This window comes from Burkholderia stabilis (assembly GCF_001742165.1).
Taxonomy (GTDB): Bacteria; Pseudomonadota; Gammaproteobacteria; order Burkholderiales; family Burkholderiaceae; genus Burkholderia; species Burkholderia stabilis.
The window spans coordinates 41015-60017 of sequence record NZ_CP016442.1 but is presented as its reverse complement, the minus strand read 5'-3'; the positions used below and the strand labels follow the sequence as shown (position 1 = coordinate 60017).

The window sequence follows — 19003 nt, the reverse complement described above, 5'->3', positions numbered from 1 at the left end:
ATGAATTCCCAAACCGACCTCCCTCCCGCCCAGACCGCCGCCGCGACGCCGCCGGCCGCCGACGATTCGGCCGCCAGCCACGCGCAGTTCGTCGACTGGATGCGCTCCGTCGCGCCCTATATCCACAAGTTCCGCAACAGCACGTTCGTCGTGGGGTTCGGGGGCGAGGTGGTGCAACAGGGTTTGCTGAACGCGCTCGTGTCCGACATCGCGCTGCTGCAGGCGATGGGCATCCAGATCGTGCTCGTGCACGGCTCGCGCCCGCAGGTCGAGGAGCAGCTGAGCCTGCACGGTGTCGAATCCGAGTTTTCGCACGGCCTGCGCATCACCGATGCGCGCGCGCTCGAATCCGCGAAGGAAGCGGCCGGCGAAGTGCGTCTCGACATCGAGGCCGCGATCAGCCAGGGCTTGCCGAACTCGCCGATGGCGCACGCGCACATCAGCGTCGTGTCGGGCAACTTCGTGACCGCGCGGCCGGTGGGGATTCTCGACGGGGTCGATTTCGCGCATACGGGCATCGTGCGCAAGATCGACGCCGAATCGATCCGTCATTCTCTCGCGAGCCGCAAGCTCGTGCTGCTGTCGCCGCTCGGTTTCTCGCCGACCGGCGAAGCGTTCAACCTGTCGATGGAAGACGTCGCCTCAGCCGCCGCGATCGCGCTGCGCGCCGACAAGATCGTGTTCCTGACCGACGGCCCCGGCATCGTCGACGACGAAGGCGAGCTGATCCGCGAAATGTCGCTCGACGCGGCGGCCGAGCTGCTCGATTCCGGCAACGTCCAGGGCGACGACGCGTTCTTCCTGAAGCACTCGATCCGCGCATGCCGCGGCGGCGTGACGCGTGCCCACCTGATCCCGCAGTCGCTCGACGGCAGCATGCTGCTCGAACTGTTCCTGCACGACGGCGTCGGCACGATGATCTCGTACGAGAACCTCGAAAGCCTGCGCGAGGCGACGCCGGACGACGTCGGCGGCATCCTGTCGCTGATCGAGCCGCTCGAATCGGACGGCACGCTGGTGCGGCGCGGCCGCCACCAGATCGAACGCGACATCGACCACTTCTCGGTGATCGAGCACGATGGCGTGCTGTTCGGCTGCGCGGCGCTGTATCCGTACCAGCAGGAGAAGATCGGCGAGATGGCGTGCCTGACGGTCGCGCCGGAAGCGCAGGGCTCGGGCGACGGCGAACGCCTGCTCAAGCGTATCGAGCAGCGCGCGCGAGCGCGCGGCCTCACGCACATCTTCGTGCTCACGACGCGCACCGAGCACTGGTTCCTCAAGCGCGGCTTCGTCAAGGTCAGCGTCGACGACCTGCCGGAAGACCGTCGCAAACTCTATAACTGGCAGCGCAAGTCGCTCGTGCTGATGAAGCAGCTCTGAGCGGCGCAAGACGCCCGCCCTCCCCCAGTCCGATTACAGGAGAAGTACACGATGGCCCGTATGATTCAATGCGCGAAGCTCGGCAAGGAAGCCGAAGGTCTTGATTTCCCGCCGCTGCCGGGCGAACTCGGCAAGCGCATCTATGAAAGCGTCTCGAAGGAAGCATGGCAAGGCTGGCTCAAGCAGCAGACGATGCTGATCAACGAGAACCGCCTGAACATGGCCGACCCGCGCGCGCGCCAGTACCTGATGAAGCAGACCGAGAAATACTTCTTCGGCGACGGCGCGGACCAGGCGTCCGGCTACGTGCCGCCGACGGAAGGCTGATGACGTGATGCGCGGAGCCGGCAGCCTGCCGGCCCCTTGCGATCCGAAGAAAAACGGCACCGTGTATTCGCACTGTGCCGTTTTCTTTTTGGGGCAGCGCGATCCGCACCGCCCCGGCGATCGCGTTCCGTGCCGCTCAACCGGCCGGTTTCAGCGCGCCGCGGTCGCCCGGTTGCTCCGCGCTCCCCCTTCGGCGCCCCATTCCGCCGCATCGCTGCGCTCGGCCGTGGACAGCTCGTCCGCGCGATACCCCGTGCGGTTCAGCAGCGCCAGCATGCACGCGAGCGACACGAGCGCATAGAGCCCCGACGCGATCGCGACACCGACGATGCTGCCCGTCGCGTTGAGGATCGCCTGCGCGAGCACCGGCGTGCCGCCGCCGACGACGAGTGCGCTCAACTGATACGCGAGCGACAGGCCCGTGTAGCGGATGTTCGCCGGGAACACGCGCGCGAGCACGCCGCCGACCGCGCCGTAGAACATCGCCGACGGAATCGTCGAGATGCACATGCCCGCGACGGCCACCCAGTACGAGCGCGTGGCCAGCGCATGGAACATCACCGGCATCAGCACGATCTCCGGAATCAGGATCCAGCACATCGCGCGGCGCATGTCGATCTTCGACACGAACCACGCGCCGACCGGCTGCATCAGGAACTGCACGATGAGCGAGATCGACAGGATGCCGAGGAACGTGCCCTGCGCGTAGCCGAGCTCCTTCGTCGCCCACGACAGTGCGAACGTGCTGCGGAAGTACGTGACGTTGATCACCGGCAGCGTGCCGGCCGCGAGCAGCACGACGATCCAGTGATCGCGCACGACCTCGCGCAGCGGCAGCTTCACAGTACGCTTGCGCGCAAGCACGCGCTGCATGTCGGCCGATTCCTCGAGCTTCAACCGGATCACCATGCCGATGATCACGAGCACGGCCGACAGCAGGAACGGAATGCGCCAGCCCCACATCAGGAAGGACGGCGTCGGCAACGCGCTGAGCGCGAAGAACGCCGCCGTCGCGAGCAGGTTGCCGGTGGGCGAGCCCTGCTGCGCGAACGCCGCATAGAGGATGCTGCGATGCTTTGGCGCATTCTCGCTCGCGATCAGCACCGCGCCGCCCCACTCGCCGCCGACCGCGATCCCCTGCAGCACGCGCAGCACGACGAGGCCCGCCGGCGCCCACACGCCGATCTGCGCGTAGCCGGGCAACAGGCCGATGCCGGTCGTCGCGAGCCCCATCATCACCAGCGTGATCACGAGCGCGGTCTTGCGGCCGACGCGATCGCCGAGATGCCCGAACACGATCCCGCCGAGCGGACGCGCGGCGAAGCCGGCCCAGAACGTGACGAACGCGAGCAGTGTCGCGACGCCGGGGTCCATCGTGCTCGAGAAGAACACCTTGCCGAACACGAGCGCCGCGGCCGTGCCATAGATATAGAAGTCGTACCACTCGATCGTGGTGCCGACGAACGCCGCGAAGGCGGCGCGACCGGGCCGCGGTTGCGGCTGAACGGCGGGCGGGGATTGCGGACGGCTCATCGATGTCTCCATGTTCGTGATCGGTGGCGCGACTGCCGCGCGCCTTGTCCGGGTGGCCGGCATTGCGCCGCCGGCCGGCGGCGTTGCGTCAATCGGGGCGCCTAACCGGACACCTCGCCGGGCGCCGTTTTCAGCACACCGGCATCGAGCAGTTGCTGCTGAAGCGCGCGATCGACGCCGAGGCGATCGAGCACCGCGCGCGTGTCGCGGCCGAGTGCGGGCGGCGGCGAACGGTAGGTGGCCGGCGTGCGCGACAGCTTCACCGGCGATGCGGTGCCGCGATACGCGCCGATCTCGACGAACAGGTCGCGGTGCAGCGCATGCGGATCGTGCGCGACGTCGGCCACCGTTCGCACCGGCCCGCATGGCACGCCGGCCGCCATCAGGTCGCGCGCGAGCGGCTCGCACGCATGCGCGGCAAGCCGCGTTTCCAGTTCGGCCTTCAACTCGGGCCGGTGCGCACAGCGGCTGCGGTTGTCGACGAAGCGCGGATCGCTCGCGAGCGCCGGCGCGCCGAGATGCGCGACGAGCCGCGCGAATTGCCGGTCGTTGCCGACCGCGAGGAAGATCGGCACGCTCGCCGTGCGGTAACTGTCGTACGGCGCGATGTTCGGATGCGCGTTGCCGCTGCGCCCGGGCACGCGCCCCGAGCCGAAGAAGTTCGGCAGGTGCGGATGCAGCAGCGACACGCCGCAGTCGTACAGCGCGATGTCGATCGACTGCCCTCGCCCGCTCTTCTCGCGTTCCGCGAGCGCCAGCAGGATGCCGGCGAGCGCGTTCAGCCCCGTGACCATGTCGACGATCGGCAAGCCGATGCGCGTCGCGTCGCCGTCGCGCTCGCCGTTGACGCTCATCAGCCCGGCCATCGCCTGGATCACCGCGTCGTAACCGGGCAGGCCGCCGAGCGGACCGTCTTCACCGAAACCCGTCACCGCGCAGTGGATCAGACGCGGAAAGCGCGGCTGCAGGTCGCGCGCGTAGTCCATCCCCCAGCGCGCGAGCGTGCCGGGCTTGAAATTCTCGACGAGCACGTCGGCCTCTTCGAGCAGGCGCCACAGGATCGCGCGCCCTTCTTCGCGCGACAGGTCGAGCGCGAGCCCTTCCTTGTTGCGGTTCACGCCCATGAAGTACCAGGCCGTGTCGCCGAGGAACGGCGGCCCCCAGCCACGTGTTTCGTCGCCGGCCGGCGGCTCGATCTTGACCACCGTTGCACCGTGGTCGGCGAGCGCCTGCGTGCAGTACGGGCCGCCGAGCACACGGCTCAGGTCGACGACCTTCAGGCCGTCCAGTGCGCCACGCGACGTGCTCATCGTTCGACCTCCGGCAGCAGATCGAGCGCCATGTCCAGCGCGATCGGCGAGCCGCGCAGCAGCGCGTCGAACGCGGCCGATTCGTCGTCGAGCGACGCCGGCGCGAGCGGATCGACCGGCAGCAGCTTGTGGCGCACGATCAGGTGCGCGAGCGCGAGACGCCGGAAATCCGGCGCGAGCCGCACGCCTTCGCACGCCATCAGCACCGCCGCGCTCGCGTAATACAGCGCGGATGCGGCCTGCCGCACGCGCGAATCGTCGCCTTCGGCCGCGACCCGCGCGAGCCCGTCGCAGGCGCGCGCGAGAATGCGCCGCAGCGCCGCGCGGCTCGCGTCGGGCAGCGGCGCCGCGCCGAGCCGGTCGCCGAGAAACGCGCGCAGCGCGTCGAGCGCGTGCTCGCGCTGCGCGGCGCGCGCGACATCGAGCGCGACGATGTTGCTCGTGCCCTCCCAGATCGAACCGAGATGCGCATCGCGCACGACGCGCGCATCGCTCCATTCCTCGATGTAGCCGGTGCCGCCGCGCACTTCCATCGCGTCGCCCGTCACGCGGCGCGCATCGCGGCACGCACGGAACTTGATCAGCGGCGTCAGGATCCGCACGCAACGCGCGGCCTGTTCGTCGCCCGCGTCGGCCTGCGGCAACAACAGCGCGATCTGCATGAACATCGCGCGCGCGGCCTCTGCCGGCAGCAGCATCTTCATCAGCTGGCGCTGCATCAGCGGCATCTCGATCAGCTTGTGGCCGAACGCCTCGCGATGCGCGGCGACGTGCAGCGCCTCGTTCAGCGCGCGCCGCATCAGCCCGGCCGCGCGCACGCCGTTCGACAACCGCGACATGTTGATCATGTCGGCCATCTGGTGAAAGCCGCGGCCGATCTCGCCGATCAGGTAAGCCTGCGCGCCTTCGAGCGCGATCTCGCCGCTCGCCATCGAGCGGCTGCCGAGCTTGTCCTTCAATCGCACGATCCGGTAGCGGTTGCGCGTGCCGTCCGGCAGCGTCTTCGGCAGCAGGAACAGCGCGAGGCCCTTGATGCCTTCCGGCGCGCCGTCGGGCCGCGCGAGCACCATCGCGAGATCGGCGTCCGCGTTCGAGCAGAACCACTTGTCGCCGGTCAGGCGCCAGATGGTCTCGCCGTGCGCGTCCGTCTCGCGCGCGGCGCGCGTCGCGATGCGGCCGACGTCGGAGCCGGCCGCCTGCTCGGTCATGAACATCGCGCCCTGGTACAGCGTGCCGAAGTCGCGCGACGCGAGCATCGGCAGGTACCGTGCGACAAGCGCCGGATCGCCGAAACGACGCAGCGTGCGCGTCAGCGAATCGGTCATGCTGACCGGGCAGCACAGCCCGAATTCCGCCTGCACGAACAGGAACGTCAGCGCGTACTTGACGAGCGGCGGCCCCGCATCGGGCCCATGGCTCAGCGACGCAAGCCCGAGCTCCGAATACGCGACGCGTTCGAGCGCGACGTACGCAGGATCCTTGTCGATCCGCTGCACGGCCTCGCCGCGCCGGTTGCGGTGCTCGAGCACGGGCGGATGCTTGTCCGCGCGCGACGCCCATTCGTCGAGTTCACCCGACACGCGCGCGCCGAGCGCATGCAGCCGCGGCTCGAGTTCGGCGTAGCGCGCATCGCCGAGGTGAAGCTTCAGCAATGCGCCGAGGTCGGGATCGGCGGTAAAGAAATTGATGCCGCGGCTGTCGGGGATGTTGGATGCGCCGGTATCCGGCGTACAAGCGGTGTCGTTCATGCATGTGTCTCCTGTGTTGCCTGCACGTTGGCCGGATCTGGCGCCGCAGCGCCCGGCACAGCCTTGTGCAAAGCCTTCCGCAGAGCGTAGGCGCGCGATCGATAAGCGTCCAATACAGGATTTATCCGGTACGATAGATATCGCTTATCGATGCCGGCGCCGGGAGGAGACACCATGGAACTGAGGCAATTGCGCTACTTCGTGGCGGTCGCCGAGGAGCTGCATTTCGGGCGCGCGGCGAAGCGCCTGTTCATCTCGCAGCCCGCGCTGAGTTTCGACATCCGCAAGTTCGAGGACGCGCTCGGCGTGCAACTCTTCTCGCGCACCAACAAGACCGTCGCGCTGACCAACGCGGGCGAGGTATTGCTCGGCGAAGCGCGCCGGCTGCTGCTGCAGGCGGCCGAAGCCGAACGCCTGACCGTGCGTTCCGCATCGGGTCTCGCGGGCCGGCTGCGGATCGGCTTCGTCCATTCGATGCTGTATCGCGGGCTGCCCGACGCCGTGCGGCGCTTCGAGGCCGACTATCCGGGCGTCGAGGTCGTGCTGAGCGAGATGAACACGCATGCGCAGGTGCAAGCGATCCAGCGCGGCCAGATCGATCTCGGTTATGCGCACTGGGGCCACTTCCCGCCCGACGTCGAATCGACGCCCGTCTATGCGGAGCCGTTCGTTTGCTGCCTGCCGGCTACGCATCCGCTTGCGCGGCGCAAGCAGGTCGCGCTCGCCTCGCTCGCAGCGGAACCGTTCATCCTGTTTCCGCGCGACGCGGCGCCGCACTATCACGACCTGATCATCGCGCAGTGCGTGAACGCGGGCTTCAGCCCGCTGATCCGCCACGAGGCGCGACTGTGGCAGACGATCCTGTCGATGATCGAATTCGGGATGGGCATCGCGCTGGTACCGCGCGTGCTGCAGCAGGTGAAAAGCGAGCGGCTCGCGTTCCGGCCGCTGAAGGATGCGTCGCTCGAATCGCGCACGCTCGCACTGAAGCGCAGCGGCACCACCGAGCCGGTTGCGCTGCGCTTCGCCGACTACGTGCGCGAATCGATCGACGCGCTGCCCGCACTCGCGGGCTGAGCATGTGGCTGGCTGATGGGTCCTGCCGATGCCTTGAAAAAAATTTGCAGAAAGGGCTTTACGAACCCCAAAAGCTCTGACATAATTTCAGCTTCTTTGGGCGGTTAGCTCAGCGGTAGAGCACTGCCTTCACACGGCAGGGGTCACTGGTTCGATCCCAGTACCGCCCACCAAGGATTAATCGGTGTGTGAAGCCCGAAGAACAAAGGCCCTCAGGCGAAAGCCGAGGGCCTTTTTCTTTGTCGCGAACCCCCAGGAATTTGCTTTTGGCGGAAGAATGGCGGAATCGCAGAATCCAGCCCAGACGATTTTTCAACCTTTGTCTGGAGCCTGTCGATGGCATCTATCTGGAAACGCAACGGGAACTGGCGAGCCGAGGTTCGGCGTCGCGGCTACCCGCTCCGCACATCTACGTTCGATACAAAAGCGATGGCCGAAGCGTGGGCGCGACGCATTGAGTCGGAAATGGATCGCGGCATGTTCGTGGATCGCACCGAAGCAGAACGAAACACGCTCGGCGACCTCCTAGTTCGGTACAGCAAGGAGGTCTCGCCTCAAAAGAAGGGGGGCCCAGGAGAGATTCAGAGAATCAAGGTTCTGTGCACCGACCCGATAGCCCAACTGAAGGCCGCCTCCTTAAGCGGCAAAGCTATGGCGGATTTCCGCGACCGCCGCCTCAATGGATCCGCCACGAGGAAAAAGGTGTCCGGCTCGACCGTCAACCGTGAATTGACGCTCATCGGTCACGTCATCAACGTCGCACGAAAGGAATGGGGGGTTCACATTGACGTGAATCCTGTCTCCATCATCCGGCGGCCCAAAGAGAATCGCGGTCGCACCCGTAGACTCACTCCCGGAGAGGAAACCCGCCTTCTTGCAGAACTTGAAACAAGTTGTCGTCACGAGCGAGGATATTTTTCGACCGGCGGGACACGCAACGAGTGTGTCCGCCCTATCGTGATCTTGGCGATAGAAACAGCAATGCGTCGCAGTGAATTGCTGTCATTGCGCTGGGCGGATGTGCACCTTGATGATCGCTTCGTGCAACTTCACGATACGAAGAATGGCGAATCGCGCGACGTCCCATTGTCTCTGCGCGCAGCACAGACTCTGCTCGAATGGGGCCAGGGAGTCAATCAGACAGAGGACAAGGTATTTCCTACATCGCCCGACGCGCTAAAAAAAGCCTTCACTCGGGCATGTTCGCGGGCCAAGATCGACAACCTACATTTTCACGATTTGCGCCACGAGGCAACCTCGCGAATTGCTGAGAAGTTGGACAACATCCTGGAACTCTCCGCAGTGACAGGCCACAAGACCGTCCAGATGCTACGGCGTTACTACCACCCACGCGCCAAGGATTTGGCCTTGAAACTAGGTTGATAAACCAGCACGCCTCATAAATATGTCGAGTTAAACCACCGCTAACCGCCCACAACGACGGCGAGCGGAAAACTCTTTCAAATTATTCAGCGCGCCCGCCATTAGCGTATGCGTTCTGCGCATCGATAAAAATGCGCCTCCGACTCTCTTCCGAAACAAGGGCACTTTGGGGGGCGACGCCGATCAATTCACTGGTGATTGCATCACTAAGCGCCCTCCAACCCGCCACTTGCGCCATGCTTTCACGCAGCGCCCCCTCCAAACCAAGAGCGTACGCTTTCCAGTCAACCCCAATGTCAGCCTCAGATATTTCTGCTTCCCTCCGTTTTGCAGCCATCTCACCTCCCACAACTCAGTTGAAATCCGATTTTAACTTAGGCGGCTTTCTCAATTTCAGGATGACATTGATGATCTCGGCGGTATACTTCGCACTCAATCGGACAATGAATTGAGGCTCAACATCCTTGGCAAATCCGAGCAAGCCCTGCAAACGAAATATGTCGTCGTCAGCCAAGCCCCCAAGCGTGAACTTATGGACAAGGGAGCTAATCTCTCGTTTCCTATCCCTACCAAGAGAAATATCACCCTCGTTATTTATCACCAATCCGGTAACACGCCTTTGAAATTTTTTTGAAATTTGTACGGTCTTTTTGTTATTAATTTGGAGCGCTGGATAATTAATTCCCCTCAGGGCCTGCCGAATAATCGGCTCAATTTTAGCAGTTGCCCCGATTACATCGGTCGAAAAAGCCAAGTCGTCAGCATATCGGGTATAAACAATACCCTGCTCCACACACCAAGCAGAGATTTGGCTATCAAATTCAAACATGATTGAGTTCGACAGAATAGGCGAGCTTGGCGCACCGATACTCAACTGCATGCGCCCATTCGTCTTGGATCGCATGCACGCAATTCTAGCCATCATCTTCACATCCGCATCAGAAACAACGCCAGAGAGATGGCGAGTGAAATGCTCAACCAGATCCTCGTACTTGATTGACGGGAAGAAATTTCTGAAATCGAATTTTGCAATAAAGCGATTATCTTTATGCGCTACTGCATTCTTCAAAATGCTAGAACCCTTCCCATATGCCGTGGCACTTTCATGCACCGGCAATTCTTTGAAGATGTTCTCGATTAACCAAATCTGAATGAATTTTGTCTCACGTGCTGGCTGCGCAATGGTGCGCATACCTCCCGAGCGCTTCTTAATCTCGTAGACCTTATACGCATACGGTGCTCGAGCAACAAGGCGCGCAAGCTGATCACTCGAAACCCCAAGCGATTCCTGCAATCTTTGCGAAAGATCTATCTTCATTTTCTCGCCCTTTCCGTGGCTTGAGCAATAGCTCGCAGGCGATGTCGACTCTTCGGATCAGCACTATAATAAGCCTTTACATCCATTTCAACCCGGAACGCATCAAGCCGAGAATCAGATTTAAATGCAAAACTGAGGCGATGATATGACTCACTTCCGCGCAAATAAAACGTCGAATCACTATACACGACCCGAACGAGCAACCTAAATTCCTCCAACAGAAAAAGCTTGCTCCGCAATTTTTCTTTCGGGAGATCCACCCCAAAAATTGCCAAATACTCTAAAATTTCACCTTCCTTCAAGGCAGTCATAAGGCGCACAATCTCACATATAAGAACAATAATGTGAGTCGCCAAGCTTGGCTTTAGTCGCTGCCCCTTGCCCAACTTACTCAATTCGTCGGCAACATCGGAAATAACATCATCAACTACATCCCGAGATATTTCCTGAGGTCTATTAACACTCCAAGGATAATTTTTTACGCATGACGGATGATTATCCATCATGTATCTCAAAACACCCAGGTTAATAAATGATGGATCATCCGAGTAACTGCTCGACTTGACCGCGATGAGTTTCTTGCTTAGTTCGGGAAATTGGGAAAAAGCCCCCAACTCCACCAATGCCCCTGCGCTCTCTAGGACCACAACGACCAACGAGCAAATACTCGCAAGGTCTGCCTCGAAATCCATCAAATTTTTGTAGATCGCATCGTTATGCCACCCTTGAATTTCCTCAGGGCGGAATATTTCGTACGGTGGAATAGAGCGTGTGATCGCGTCACGCAAAGACGCTAATGGTGGGTCGTCGTCCTCGACGCGATCCTTGAGTAGAACCGGGCCACCGCAGAGCAATACAATTGGAGAGTCAGAAAACTCGACCCGGCTACCCGAAATTTCAATACTAGAAAGCAGCAGAGGTCGTGGATCAACTGCCTGATCGGCCATGACGAAGGTGTTCTTTACCTAGAACGGCCGCGGATAAGCTCTGCGGACCGTAGCGGGCGGAGGGCCGCAGAGCTTATCCGCGGAATAGGGCCGCCCAATCAAAAGGAGTCTGGCTAATCGCCCGACTAAGCTAAAACCTAAAAGCTGCCTAGCTCTGTTCGCGTAAAGAACGACGAAAATATCTCACCCCATCATTTTGCTGTCAAGGGGAAGGCACGTTGGCCACTTACATCTTGACTACGGTCCTCCTATGCCCCCCTATCGCTAGCCTGCCCCATGCAAGCAGCCGCCATACTTACGAAGCGAGCTTCGAAGCAGCCCTCGCCCACGTGCTCCGGAGGGGCCTGCGTTGAACGGCTTATGCGGAGTGCGGAGCCACAAACGAGGAACCAAATCTCGACATCACTCTATCTAGCTGCTATCTATCTGATAGGATCAAAAATACACAATCGTATGGCTGAGTACTCATGGTGAACCAATCGAAACCGAAAGACAGCGATCCCCCGCAGGCGTGCCACTCGAAGACGGCGGGCAGAATCTTGACACCCAACCACAAGCGGCCACAAAGCGAATAGACGGTCGTAGCGCCCGTAGATCGAATCGCACTATGCAATTCGCTACGCGGGTGACGCCGCAGTTTGATGAACGCATTAGGGCTATAGCTCAGCGAGACGGTCTTCTCTTGGTGGAAGTCATGGAGCGAGCGCTGGACGCATATGAGGCAATGAAAAATAGCAGATAGCTGCTATCTATCTGCTATATGTAGTACACTGAAATCAATCGAGGGCAGTAACGTCGAGCGGCCCGACACGGTGCTACCAACATCGCGCCAGGCCTGACCACAACCACCTACTGAAGAGGTGCATCATGGCTGGAAAGAATTTTACCCTTGTGAGCGCATCGCCCGATCTGGACGATCTGGAAATGAGCGATACCCAATACATCGCCTCACTTGAACGGGCTGTTGACGACCTATCCGAAGCGCACGGCAAACTCACACACCTTCTCAGCCTCGCCCACCGAGAACTTCGACAGGAGCGCGAGCGGCGCAACGCTCTCGAAATTCGGTTGCTCGGCGGCTGACACGGGTCGATGGAGATCCCCATCCTTTGCTATGAGCGCGGCCTGGACAGTCCTTTAGTTCAGACCCCGGGCTTCGTTCAGGACGCTCTCTGCCCTGAACTAGCATCGGCTCTTCGATTGAAGCGTCTTCCGACAGCGCGTTTTTGGGATCTCGGAGACTACGACTACGCACTCGGCTTAGCCCAGCTGATAACTTCGCCCCAAACGGTCGAGTTGAACAACAGCCTGGTCTCACGCCGGTGGGGGCACTGGCAGATCCGACAGGTGTACATCCATGAAGTGGCCCACCACATTGATTACGCAATACGTGGACACTCCGCACACGATCAATACTTTGCTGCTGCCGTGCTGGTCCTGATGTCACGTGTTCCGCTGGAGAGGCTTGGATTCGTTGTGAACGATGACGGAACCGTAGCCAACCTATGCCCGAGGGGCACTTTCGAGCGGTTTACGTCCCGCATGGTTCGTGACTTAGAACCTGAAGACGCGGAATCGCACCTGAGATACCTTTGCCAGATCGTTGACGACTGGGCCTACTACGGAGAAAGTGGATTCGCTGAAGAAGCAATCGAAGGTCTGTTCAACCATCTCGCACAAAGCACCATATGAAACCGAACCCCAACAACCTGCATCAACGGCTGATGCATATCCGCGACTACAACACGCAAACCGGCTATGCGTTCGCGGGCCTCGACGCTGGTCGCGAAGCACGTGGCCTTCTCGCAACCCTGTTCGGGCTGACAGGAGCTGCGATCAAGCTGCTCAGCACGAGCATCGGAAAGCTGATCAGCCGCTAGGAACCACCACCGTCAGGTAGTACGCATTCGCCCCTGTTACTACGTACTACTTATTTTAAATGTGCGTTGATTTATATGGTTTTTCATCAAATAGCGAACGCAGTAACGGGGGATGCCAAGACATGGCCAAAGCCTTTCGCGAAGTCTTCCACAAAGCCTTCGCGTAAGCCTTCCACAAAGTCTTTGATCGGAGTGTCGATATGAAAGATGACTCAACCGACCTGCCCAGCGGAGAAGCTCCGGACACGTGGCACGCTGATTCGATTCTGATGTTGATGTGCGGCGCCGCGTTGCTTGACGCCATCAAGCGCGGCAAGATCCAGCACGCGACCGTGCTTGCACTGATGGATGAATTCATGGCTCGATGCGATGAAAAAACGTTATCCGAACTATTTCTGATTACCGGTAAACAGATAAACCCAAGCGATGACCCTTATGAGCTGATACGACAAGTTAAAAGCCTGTCGTCATTCGGTCCGCTTTGACACACAACCTCTCTACAACAACAGCAACATAGGCCATTCCAACATGATCAAGAAGAACGTTTCGATCCTTGCAGCAATCTCGTTGAGCGTGACGCTCGCTGCGTGCGGCGGTGGTGGTGACGGTGGCAACAGCGGGACCAACAACGCATCGACCCCACCCGCTCAGACGACCCCGCCCACCGGCACGAGTGTCCCGCCCCAAACGAGCGCCCCGAATACGACGTATGCCACTGGCTCGATGCAGGCCTCCGCATTCTCGACGCTGAACGCTTACCGGCTCGCGATGGGCGTGGGTGTCCTCGCCCAGGACCAGATCCTCGATACGTCGGCCCAAGCACACTCGCAGTACCTGTATTCGAATCTGTCCAATGGCAAGCTGGCGGCCGTCGCTCACGATGAGGTTTCGACGTTCGCGGACTACTACGCCGATACACCTCTCGCACGGGCGCGCAAGGCAGGTGTGCCCGTGACGGAATGGATTGGAGAAGTTGCCGCGCAGAACTTTGCGCAAGCGTCAGCGGCAGACTACGGCACCAGTTGCGTGTCCTGGCATCTGAATACCGTCTATCACCTGCAGAGCGTTACGTCGTCACAGCAAACCGTGGGAATCGGCTTCAACCAGCCGACCGCGGGCGGCTTCGTCAACTACACCTGTGTGCTCGACTTCGGCCAAACGGCTGGGGTATCCGGTACGCCCGGCTCGAACACTCTGCAACTGGGGGCAGGTCAGCAGATGCCGACGACGGCAATCGCTCACTCGCCGTTGGCGAACGAGACGAACGTGGCCCCTGCCATGAGCATCGGCGAATCTCCTAACCCGGCTCCGGACGTGGCGAAGCCTGGTCGCCCCATCATGGTGATGGTGAACGCTGCAGCATCGGGAGATCTGCTGACCGTCTCCAGCTTCACGCTGACGGCGGCAAACGGAACCGTCGTGCCTGCCCGGATTATCGTGCCTTCGGCGGCGCTTGCCGGGTCAACTTCGGCCGCAACGGCAGATCCGAATAACGAGCTGTTCCGCGGCGTCGCGTTCCTGCTGCCCCTCGCTCCGTTGACAGCCAACACGACGTACACCGTGCAATTCAACGGCGCACGTAACAGCACGTCGCTCAACACGGCGTGGACCTTCACCACCGCGAGCTGAGAAAACGGGAGCCGGTCATCATGAAAAGTCTTGTCGTCATGCTGTCGTTCCTGGCTGTATCGCTATTCAGCCCTACCTCGTTTGCCGGGCCGGTACGGTGCTCGTATGGATTTGAAGATTCAACCTGCGCACCCAATGTGTATGCAGCAGCCCAGCCAGCGCCAACCTGCTCGACAGATGCAGGCTGGACGACAATGGCTGCCGCCCAGTGGATCGGCTCCCGTTGGACCTCACCGTCGTGCGACTACCAAGCGCCGCCGATCTGTTCCGCTGGCTTGACGCAAACACAAGCTCCGAGCTGGAATGGTTCGAGCTGGGTAGGGTTGGGCTGCGCACCAAATCCTGGCGGCGGCGGCATCGGACAAAGTGCCCAGCAGCAGGCATGCATCAACACGGCCGCCTCGTATGGGAAGTACGTCAGCAAGCCGTCCGCATTTGTTGGTCCTCAGTCGGAGATGACCAGCCAAGTCGTCAATGACATCGTCACGCTCCCGCCTCCTCGGATCTGCCAGGCGCCTGGTACCAGCTTTGCTGGCAACATGTATGGTGGCTTGCCGCCGACCAATGGGCCGTACGATGTATACAAGCTCGGTTTCTCGCCCTACGTGTTGACCAACAGCAATGCAGGGGATGAAGGGCACGTGTACAACGAAACAAGCCAAATTATGGCTTGTATGCTTAACCCCGGCACAACACAGGTTGTGGGATTCAGATTGGCTCAATCGCAAAGCGCGATCGGTGGTCCCTGCGGCCGTTAAGCTAACGTGAAATGAGGCGTGCATTGCACGCCTCGCTCTTCATCGCTGTTTGACGTAGTTCCGCTTCAGCCGTCAGGTGTATTTTCTTCGCGCGTGCATCGTGTTCAGTGCGGTAACATTCATGGCGTCCTCCCCTAGGATCACGATGTAATTCGCGTGATGGGACGCTTTCCAGCGTCAGAATGCTCGCGCCATGCTACTGTTTCTCGACACCGAATACACCGGCCTCGGTCAATCGCGACCCCAGCTCATCAGCCTCGCACTCGTGGCCGAAGATGGCCGACGCGAGTTCTACGCCGAGGTGGCCGACACGTGGACGCCTGATGACTGCACCGCGTTCGTGAAGCGCGAAGTGCTGCCGCTGCTCGACGGTCCCCGCATGCCGCGCGCCAAGGCCTGCGCCGAGCTACGCACATGGCTCGCGCACGCGCCACGCACCGTAATGGTCGCCTGCGATTCAGAAACCGACTGGCATTTCCTGCTCGATCTGCTCGGCACGCCGCGGCCAGCCAACCTGGCCGATCACTACTACGACTTACGGCAGTTGGTTGACACCACGATCTACGATCGAACGGTCGCCGCGTACTACCAGATGGACCCCCGCGAGCACCACGCGCTGGCCGACGCGCGAGCCTACCGGCGCGGATGGCTCGCGTGGATGGACTCCCGGAAAACCCGTCCGGCAAGCGGCATTGTTGCTGGCAAACTGTACGGGGCCTAGTTACTACGTGCGTAACCAAACGGCCATTGCAGTCGTCAAGTGCAATCGCCGAGCTTCGGCATAGCGATCAACCATACGACGCATCGCCGCCTGCTCTACGTCGTCAAAGTCACGCAGCGCCTTTCGCCACAGCCCCGGTGGCACTTCTTCGATCGCATAGTCGAGCTGCGTGCAGCAATTGTCCGCCACGACGCCCGTGCGTAGGAACGCGACCAGGACATCAGGTGTGAGACTCCCTCGATAGCTGACCGCCGCGCTGCCGCACAGCGCCCGCATGGCATTGTTGTGCTCGCTCATGTTCCACGTCCTGGCCCACGCGGTCCATTGTGTTTCTGTTTCGCCTGCTCGCGCTGCGCTTCCAAGCGGGCCGCATACCCCTGGATTACCTCAGTAACAACTGAGTGACTGACCGGATCGGCGCGTAGCGGCGAATACCTCACCAGCGTATCGATAACCGCTTTCGCCTCATGCCCAGCGTTCAGGCACTCGCGGGCGGTTACAACCTCGACAGCACCCCAATCGACCTTACTCGGATCGTTCCCCGCTGCTAGCAGTGCTTCTTGCGCTTTCGTGGCAAAGACGTAAGTTACCCCTCCGATTTTTGGCAACCTGTCGAGGCCTGTGACACGCCGAGCCCTCTCGGCTTCGATGGCGGCTCTGCCGACACTCTTTTCAGCAGCGCGCCGCGCACGCTCCTGTAACGCCGCCTGCAGATCGATTTCCGTATCGATGATGGCGCAGCTGACTTCGCAAGCCTCTCGCTCGATCTCACCCAGCTTGGCTGCGTTCACAAGCTGCTCATTGGCCTCATGCTGAATCCGCCAACCGACATTAGTGCGAATACCTCTGCGCTCCATCTCGGCGACCGCAGGCCCCATATGTCTCGTCGGCGGACGGTCAATGCCCTGCGCCTCGAGGCTGCGGTGGTCGATGCGCTCATCGCGGCCCAGCACGGCCATGCGTTCGTTGTGCAGCCCCGCCCAGCGCGTACGCTCGCGCTCTGCGAAGTTCTCGATGCGGTGCTTCTGGCAGTGAATCGGGTCCAGCTCGACAGCCTTCCGGCCAAGCGAGCCATCCGGGGCGACGGTGCACGCGCTCATCAGCACGTGCGCGTGGTGGTTGCGCTGGTCGCCCTGCTTGTCCGGCTCGTGAATCGCCACATCGACTGCCACGCCGTAGCGGTCGGCTAGCTCGCGGCCATAGTCGAACGCGAGCCGTGCACGCTCCGCGTCCGGCAGTTCTGTGGGCAGAGCAAGCGTGAACTCGCGAGCCAGCACCGCGTCGCCGCGTTTGTGGTGCTGTTCGACCTCGTTCCAGAACGTGGCACGGTCTGGCATGGCCCCGCCCGGCAGCATAAGCGCGGTGGTGAGCACGCCCCTCTTGCGGGTGTAATCGTGGACCTCGCCAGTGCGAACGTCCAAGATGCGCACGGCGCTGCGATACGCTGCAGCGGCGGTCGCACTCCGCCCCGCGCTCCGCCCTATCACTTTCACGCTCATATGAAACTGCGCCACGCCATCCTCTCTTTTTGCTCCCCGCAGGGGTCCGGCTGAAGGCCCGCACGTAATCCCGAAGGGATTACTCTAAGTGCGCCCTTGCTTTGCTCGGGACCACAACCGATCGCTAGATATTACCGTTAGTTCTGCTGTTTGAACCGTCGAAAATCAGCGCTATGATGTCCGCACAACTACTAGACGAGGACCACGATGGTTACGCTCGATCAACGCCTTGCAGAGACCGAACAAAGGCTCAAGCAATTGAAGGCCAAGCAACAACAAATCGAGGCTAGAAAGCGGGCCGCAAATACGAAAAAGCAGCGTACCGAAGACACCCGCCGAAAGGTCTTGGTCGGCGCTGCCTTTCTCGACCAGGTGCAGCATGGGAAGGTTGCCGAACCCATCCTACTCAAGTTGATGGACCAGTTCCTGGTCCGCACGCAGGACAGAGCTCTTTTTGGTTTGCCCGTTCACGCACAAGCTCAGGAGTGAGCGAGCCCCGCCCCATATAAGAGCTTGCATTCGAACACTGACGATTGATAACGGTTGATAACGGTTGATAACGCAAGCCAATTGTAAGTATTGAATGTAAGCGCATTCGCTGCAGAAGCAACGTTGCGCCGCGCGTGGAAGCACATCGAAACGATTCACAACGTAACTCGACCCTGCGCAGCACGTTGATCCGTTGATATGTATAAGGCTGGACCAGACCAAGCAGACAGCGTCAGATTGTCTGACTCAGTTCGGCCATCAAGCGACGTTTGCCTCTGCCAGTGACTGGACGTTTGGGCGACCGCTTCGTACCCCTCAACGGACCTCCAAGGGGTTCTGTACCAAGACCATTCACAACGAAAGCGCCTCGAAGGCTGCCGTGAGATGGCGGTAGAACGAATGGCCGCAGTCGGTTTAAGCCTGTCGTGGACTGTCGGGACGGCAACCGTCCGGATTCGGCTGCGGATTCAACCGGGTAGGGACAATTTCTTGAAGGCTGTTGCCGACTCGCGAAGACACGCAAAGGCGCACGCCGGACGTCGACAGCTTGCACGATTGACTATCGCTACCAAATTTCATGACAGCCTGGTCGGCAGGCTGATGCGTGCCATAATCCCACACATGCCTTCCGTGTGCGCCATGCGGAAATGGTTGTCATGCTATCGGACGGAAAGGTAAAGGGCCATGGATCATCCGAGTACCACCGTGACGATGCCAATCGTCACTTCCGGGCCGACGCTATGGTTTTCGGCATACGCGTTCGGGTGGGGCTATTGCGCCTTTTCACTGAAGTCCGAAGTGATTTGCGAACAACTTGGCGCTGCCGATGGGACATCGAGACAGTTGCTGCTTGCGTTTGAATTGGGCAAGCGGCGGATCTTGCATGCGGTCGAGCGGAAAGAATTGCCGCAGACAGGCGAGCGGATCCCGCTCTCGGCGAAGGATCTGGCGCAACCCGGCGTTCGTGAGGCGGAAATGACGACGACCGCCTGATGGTCGATATC

The 19003-nt window shown here is 60.8% G+C and carries 19 protein-coding genes, 1 tRNA gene and 1 pseudogene; 14 read left to right on the top strand and 7 right to left on the bottom strand.

Features of this window, described 5'->3' with window-relative positions:
* Both argA and BBJ41_RS00250 read left to right on the top strand, forming a co-directional pair.
* On the top strand, positions 1-1380 hold the full coding sequence (argA, locus tag BBJ41_RS00255) for an amino-acid N-acetyltransferase (protein WP_069744802.1): 1380 nt from the start codon (positions 1-3) through the stop codon (positions 1378-1380).
* A 51-nt stretch (positions 1381-1431) separates the two neighbouring features.
* Entirely contained in the window at positions 1432-1707 is a 276-nt protein-coding gene (locus tag BBJ41_RS00250) for an oxidative damage protection protein (RefSeq protein ID WP_006478357.1), read from the top strand.
* A 136-nt stretch (positions 1708-1843) separates the two neighbouring features.
* On the opposite strand, the pseudogene BBJ41_RS00245 reads toward BBJ41_RS00250, so the two are convergent.
* From BBJ41_RS00245 to BBJ41_RS00235, 3 genes and pseudogenes are all read right to left on the bottom strand, one after another.
* Positions 1844-3240 (bottom strand): annotated as a pseudogene (locus tag BBJ41_RS00245) (MFS transporter).
* Between the two features lie 101 nt (positions 3241-3341).
* Entirely contained in the window at positions 3342-4550 is a 1209-nt protein-coding gene (locus tag BBJ41_RS00240; RefSeq protein WP_069744801.1) for a CaiB/BaiF CoA transferase family protein, read from the bottom strand.
* Positions 4547-6298, bottom strand: a complete 1752-nt coding sequence (locus BBJ41_RS00235; protein WP_069744800.1) for an acyl-CoA dehydrogenase family protein — start codon at positions 6296-6298, stop codon at positions 4547-4549. Before BBJ41_RS00235 ends, BBJ41_RS00240 begins: the two co-directional genes overlap by 4 nt.
* 174 nt (positions 6299-6472) lie before the next feature.
* On the opposite strand from BBJ41_RS00235, the gene BBJ41_RS00230 reads away from it, so the two are divergent.
* The 3 genes from BBJ41_RS00230 to BBJ41_RS00220 all read left to right on the top strand — a co-directional run bounded on the left by BBJ41_RS00230 (position 6473) and on the right by BBJ41_RS00220 (position 8758).
* Positions 6473-7375 carry a LysR family transcriptional regulator gene (locus BBJ41_RS00230; protein ID WP_069744799.1) on the top strand — a complete coding sequence of 301 codons (903 nt, stop codon included), beginning with the start codon at positions 6473-6475 and terminating at the stop codon, positions 7373-7375.
* Between the two features lie 98 nt (positions 7376-7473).
* Positions 7474-7548, top strand: a tRNA-Val gene (locus BBJ41_RS00225).
* 163 nt (positions 7549-7711) lie between these two features.
* On the top strand, positions 7712-8758 hold the full coding sequence (locus tag BBJ41_RS00220) for a site-specific integrase (protein ID WP_069744798.1): 1047 nt from the start codon (positions 7712-7714) through the stop codon (positions 8756-8758).
* Positions 8759-9110: 352 nt separating this feature from the next.
* Here BBJ41_RS00220 and BBJ41_RS00210 read toward each other — a convergent pair whose 3' ends face one another.
* Together BBJ41_RS00210 and BBJ41_RS40135 are read right to left on the bottom strand one after the other, a co-directional pair.
* Complete coding sequence (locus BBJ41_RS00210) at positions 9111-10076, bottom strand: retron St85 family RNA-directed DNA polymerase (protein WP_069744796.1); 966 nt, start codon at positions 10074-10076, stop codon at positions 9111-9113.
* Positions 10073-11023: a retron St85 family effector protein gene (locus tag BBJ41_RS40135; protein ID WP_156814705.1), complete on the bottom strand. Its 951-nt coding sequence runs from the start codon at positions 11021-11023 to the stop codon at positions 10073-10075. Before BBJ41_RS40135 ends, BBJ41_RS00210 begins: the two co-directional genes overlap by 4 nt.
* 867 nt (positions 11024-11890) lie before the next feature.
* On the opposite strand from BBJ41_RS40135, the gene BBJ41_RS40130 reads away from it, so the two are divergent.
* From BBJ41_RS40130 to BBJ41_RS00180, 7 genes are all read left to right on the top strand, one after another.
* Positions 11891-12106: a hypothetical protein gene (locus tag BBJ41_RS40130; protein ID WP_156814704.1), complete on the top strand. Its 216-nt coding sequence runs from the start codon at positions 11891-11893 to the stop codon at positions 12104-12106.
* Between the two features lie 9 nt (positions 12107-12115).
* A complete protein-coding gene (locus tag BBJ41_RS00200) occupies positions 12116-12715 on the top strand; it encodes a hypothetical protein (RefSeq protein WP_069744794.1) in 600 nt (199 codons plus the stop codon).
* A complete protein-coding gene (locus BBJ41_RS00195; RefSeq protein WP_069744793.1) occupies positions 12712-12903 on the top strand; it encodes a hypothetical protein in 192 nt (63 codons plus the stop codon). The genes BBJ41_RS00200 and BBJ41_RS00195 overlap by 4 nt, the downstream gene beginning before the upstream one ends.
* A 200-nt stretch (positions 12904-13103) precedes the next feature.
* Positions 13104-13388 (top strand): hypothetical protein, encoded by a 285-nt coding sequence (locus BBJ41_RS00190; protein ID WP_069744792.1) that lies wholly within the window; start codon positions 13104-13106, stop codon positions 13386-13388.
* Positions 13389-13431: 43 nt separating this feature from the next.
* Positions 13432-14532: a spore germination YkwD domain-containing protein gene (locus BBJ41_RS00185; protein WP_069744791.1), complete on the top strand. Its 1101-nt coding sequence runs from the start codon at positions 13432-13434 to the stop codon at positions 14530-14532.
* 20 nt (positions 14533-14552) lie between these two features.
* On the top strand, positions 14553-15290 hold the full coding sequence (locus BBJ41_RS40125; RefSeq protein ID WP_156814703.1) for a hypothetical protein: 738 nt from the start codon (positions 14553-14555) through the stop codon (positions 15288-15290).
* Between the two features lie 193 nt (positions 15291-15483).
* The gene (locus BBJ41_RS00180; RefSeq protein WP_069744790.1) at positions 15484-16011 is read left to right on the top strand and encodes a 3'-5' exonuclease family protein; all 528 of its coding nucleotides are present in this window, start codon (positions 15484-15486) and stop codon (positions 16009-16011) included.
* 3 nt (positions 16012-16014) lie between these two features.
* On the opposite strand, the gene BBJ41_RS00175 is transcribed toward BBJ41_RS00180, so the two are convergent.
* Together BBJ41_RS00175 and mobQ are read right to left on the bottom strand one after the other, a co-directional pair.
* The gene (locus BBJ41_RS00175; protein WP_069744789.1) at positions 16015-16308 is read right to left on the bottom strand and encodes a hypothetical protein; all 294 of its coding nucleotides are present in this window, start codon (positions 16306-16308) and stop codon (positions 16015-16017) included.
* Positions 16305-17510 carry a MobQ family relaxase gene (mobQ, locus tag BBJ41_RS00170; RefSeq protein ID WP_069744788.1) on the bottom strand — a complete coding sequence of 402 codons (1206 nt, stop codon included), beginning with the start codon at positions 17508-17510 and terminating at the stop codon, positions 16305-16307. The genes BBJ41_RS00175 and mobQ overlap by 4 nt, the downstream gene beginning before the upstream one ends.
* Positions 17511-17717: 207 nt before the next feature.
* On the opposite strand from mobQ, the gene BBJ41_RS00165 reads away from it, so the two are divergent.
* Both BBJ41_RS00165 and BBJ41_RS00160 read left to right on the top strand, forming a co-directional pair.
* Complete coding sequence (locus BBJ41_RS00165; protein WP_069744787.1) at positions 17718-17999, top strand: hypothetical protein; 282 nt, start codon at positions 17718-17720, stop codon at positions 17997-17999.
* 684 nt (positions 18000-18683) lie between these two features.
* Complete coding sequence (locus tag BBJ41_RS00160; RefSeq protein ID WP_069744786.1) at positions 18684-18992, top strand: hypothetical protein; 309 nt, start codon at positions 18684-18686, stop codon at positions 18990-18992.
* Positions 18993-19003 lie beyond the last annotated feature (11 nt).

Excerpts from the sequence above, each read along its gene's own strand:
- BBJ41_RS00230 (WP_069744799.1), top strand. The coding sequence starts at position 6,473 with ATGGAACTGAGGCAATTGCGCTACTTCGTGGCGGTCGCCGAGGAGCTG.
- BBJ41_RS00220 (WP_069744798.1), top strand. The coding sequence starts at position 7,712 with ATGGCATCTATCTGGAAACGCAACGGGAACTGGCGAGCCGAGGTTCGG.
- BBJ41_RS00240 (WP_069744801.1), bottom strand. The coding sequence starts at position 4,550 with ATGAGCACGTCGCGTGGCGCACTGGACGGCCTGAAGGTCGTCGACCTG.
- BBJ41_RS40125 (WP_156814703.1), top strand. The coding sequence starts at position 14,553 with ATGAAAAGTCTTGTCGTCATGCTGTCGTTCCTGGCTGTATCGCTATTC.
- BBJ41_RS00210 (WP_069744796.1), bottom strand. The coding sequence starts at position 10,076 with ATGAAGATAGATCTTTCGCAAAGATTGCAGGAATCGCTTGGGGTTTCG.
- BBJ41_RS40130 (WP_156814704.1), top strand. The coding sequence starts at position 11,891 with ATGGCTGGAAAGAATTTTACCCTTGTGAGCGCATCGCCCGATCTGGAC.
- BBJ41_RS00250 (WP_006478357.1), top strand. The coding sequence starts at position 1,432 with ATGGCCCGTATGATTCAATGCGCGAAGCTCGGCAAGGAAGCCGAAGGT.
- BBJ41_RS00160 (WP_069744786.1), top strand. The coding sequence starts at position 18,684 with ATGGATCATCCGAGTACCACCGTGACGATGCCAATCGTCACTTCCGGG.
- mobQ (WP_069744788.1), bottom strand. The coding sequence starts at position 17,510 with ATGAGCGTGAAAGTGATAGGGCGGAGCGCGGGGCGGAGTGCGACCGCC.
- BBJ41_RS00190 (WP_069744792.1), top strand. The coding sequence starts at position 13,104 with ATGAAAGATGACTCAACCGACCTGCCCAGCGGAGAAGCTCCGGACACG.
- BBJ41_RS40135 (WP_156814705.1), bottom strand. The coding sequence starts at position 11,023 with ATGGCCGATCAGGCAGTTGATCCACGACCTCTGCTGCTTTCTAGTATT.
- BBJ41_RS00200 (WP_069744794.1), top strand. The coding sequence starts at position 12,116 with ATGGAGATCCCCATCCTTTGCTATGAGCGCGGCCTGGACAGTCCTTTA.
- BBJ41_RS00175 (WP_069744789.1), bottom strand. The coding sequence starts at position 16,308 with ATGAGCGAGCACAACAATGCCATGCGGGCGCTGTGCGGCAGCGCGGCG.
- argA (WP_069744802.1), top strand. The coding sequence starts at position 1 with ATGAATTCCCAAACCGACCTCCCTCCCGCCCAGACCGCCGCCGCGACG.
- BBJ41_RS00235 (WP_069744800.1), bottom strand. The coding sequence starts at position 6,298 with ATGAACGACACCGCTTGTACGCCGGATACCGGCGCATCCAACATCCCC.
- BBJ41_RS00180 (WP_069744790.1), top strand. The coding sequence starts at position 15,484 with ATGCTACTGTTTCTCGACACCGAATACACCGGCCTCGGTCAATCGCGA.
- BBJ41_RS00165 (WP_069744787.1), top strand. The coding sequence starts at position 17,718 with ATGGTTACGCTCGATCAACGCCTTGCAGAGACCGAACAAAGGCTCAAG.
- BBJ41_RS00185 (WP_069744791.1), top strand. The coding sequence starts at position 13,432 with ATGATCAAGAAGAACGTTTCGATCCTTGCAGCAATCTCGTTGAGCGTG.
- BBJ41_RS00195 (WP_069744793.1), top strand. The coding sequence starts at position 12,712 with ATGAAACCGAACCCCAACAACCTGCATCAACGGCTGATGCATATCCGC.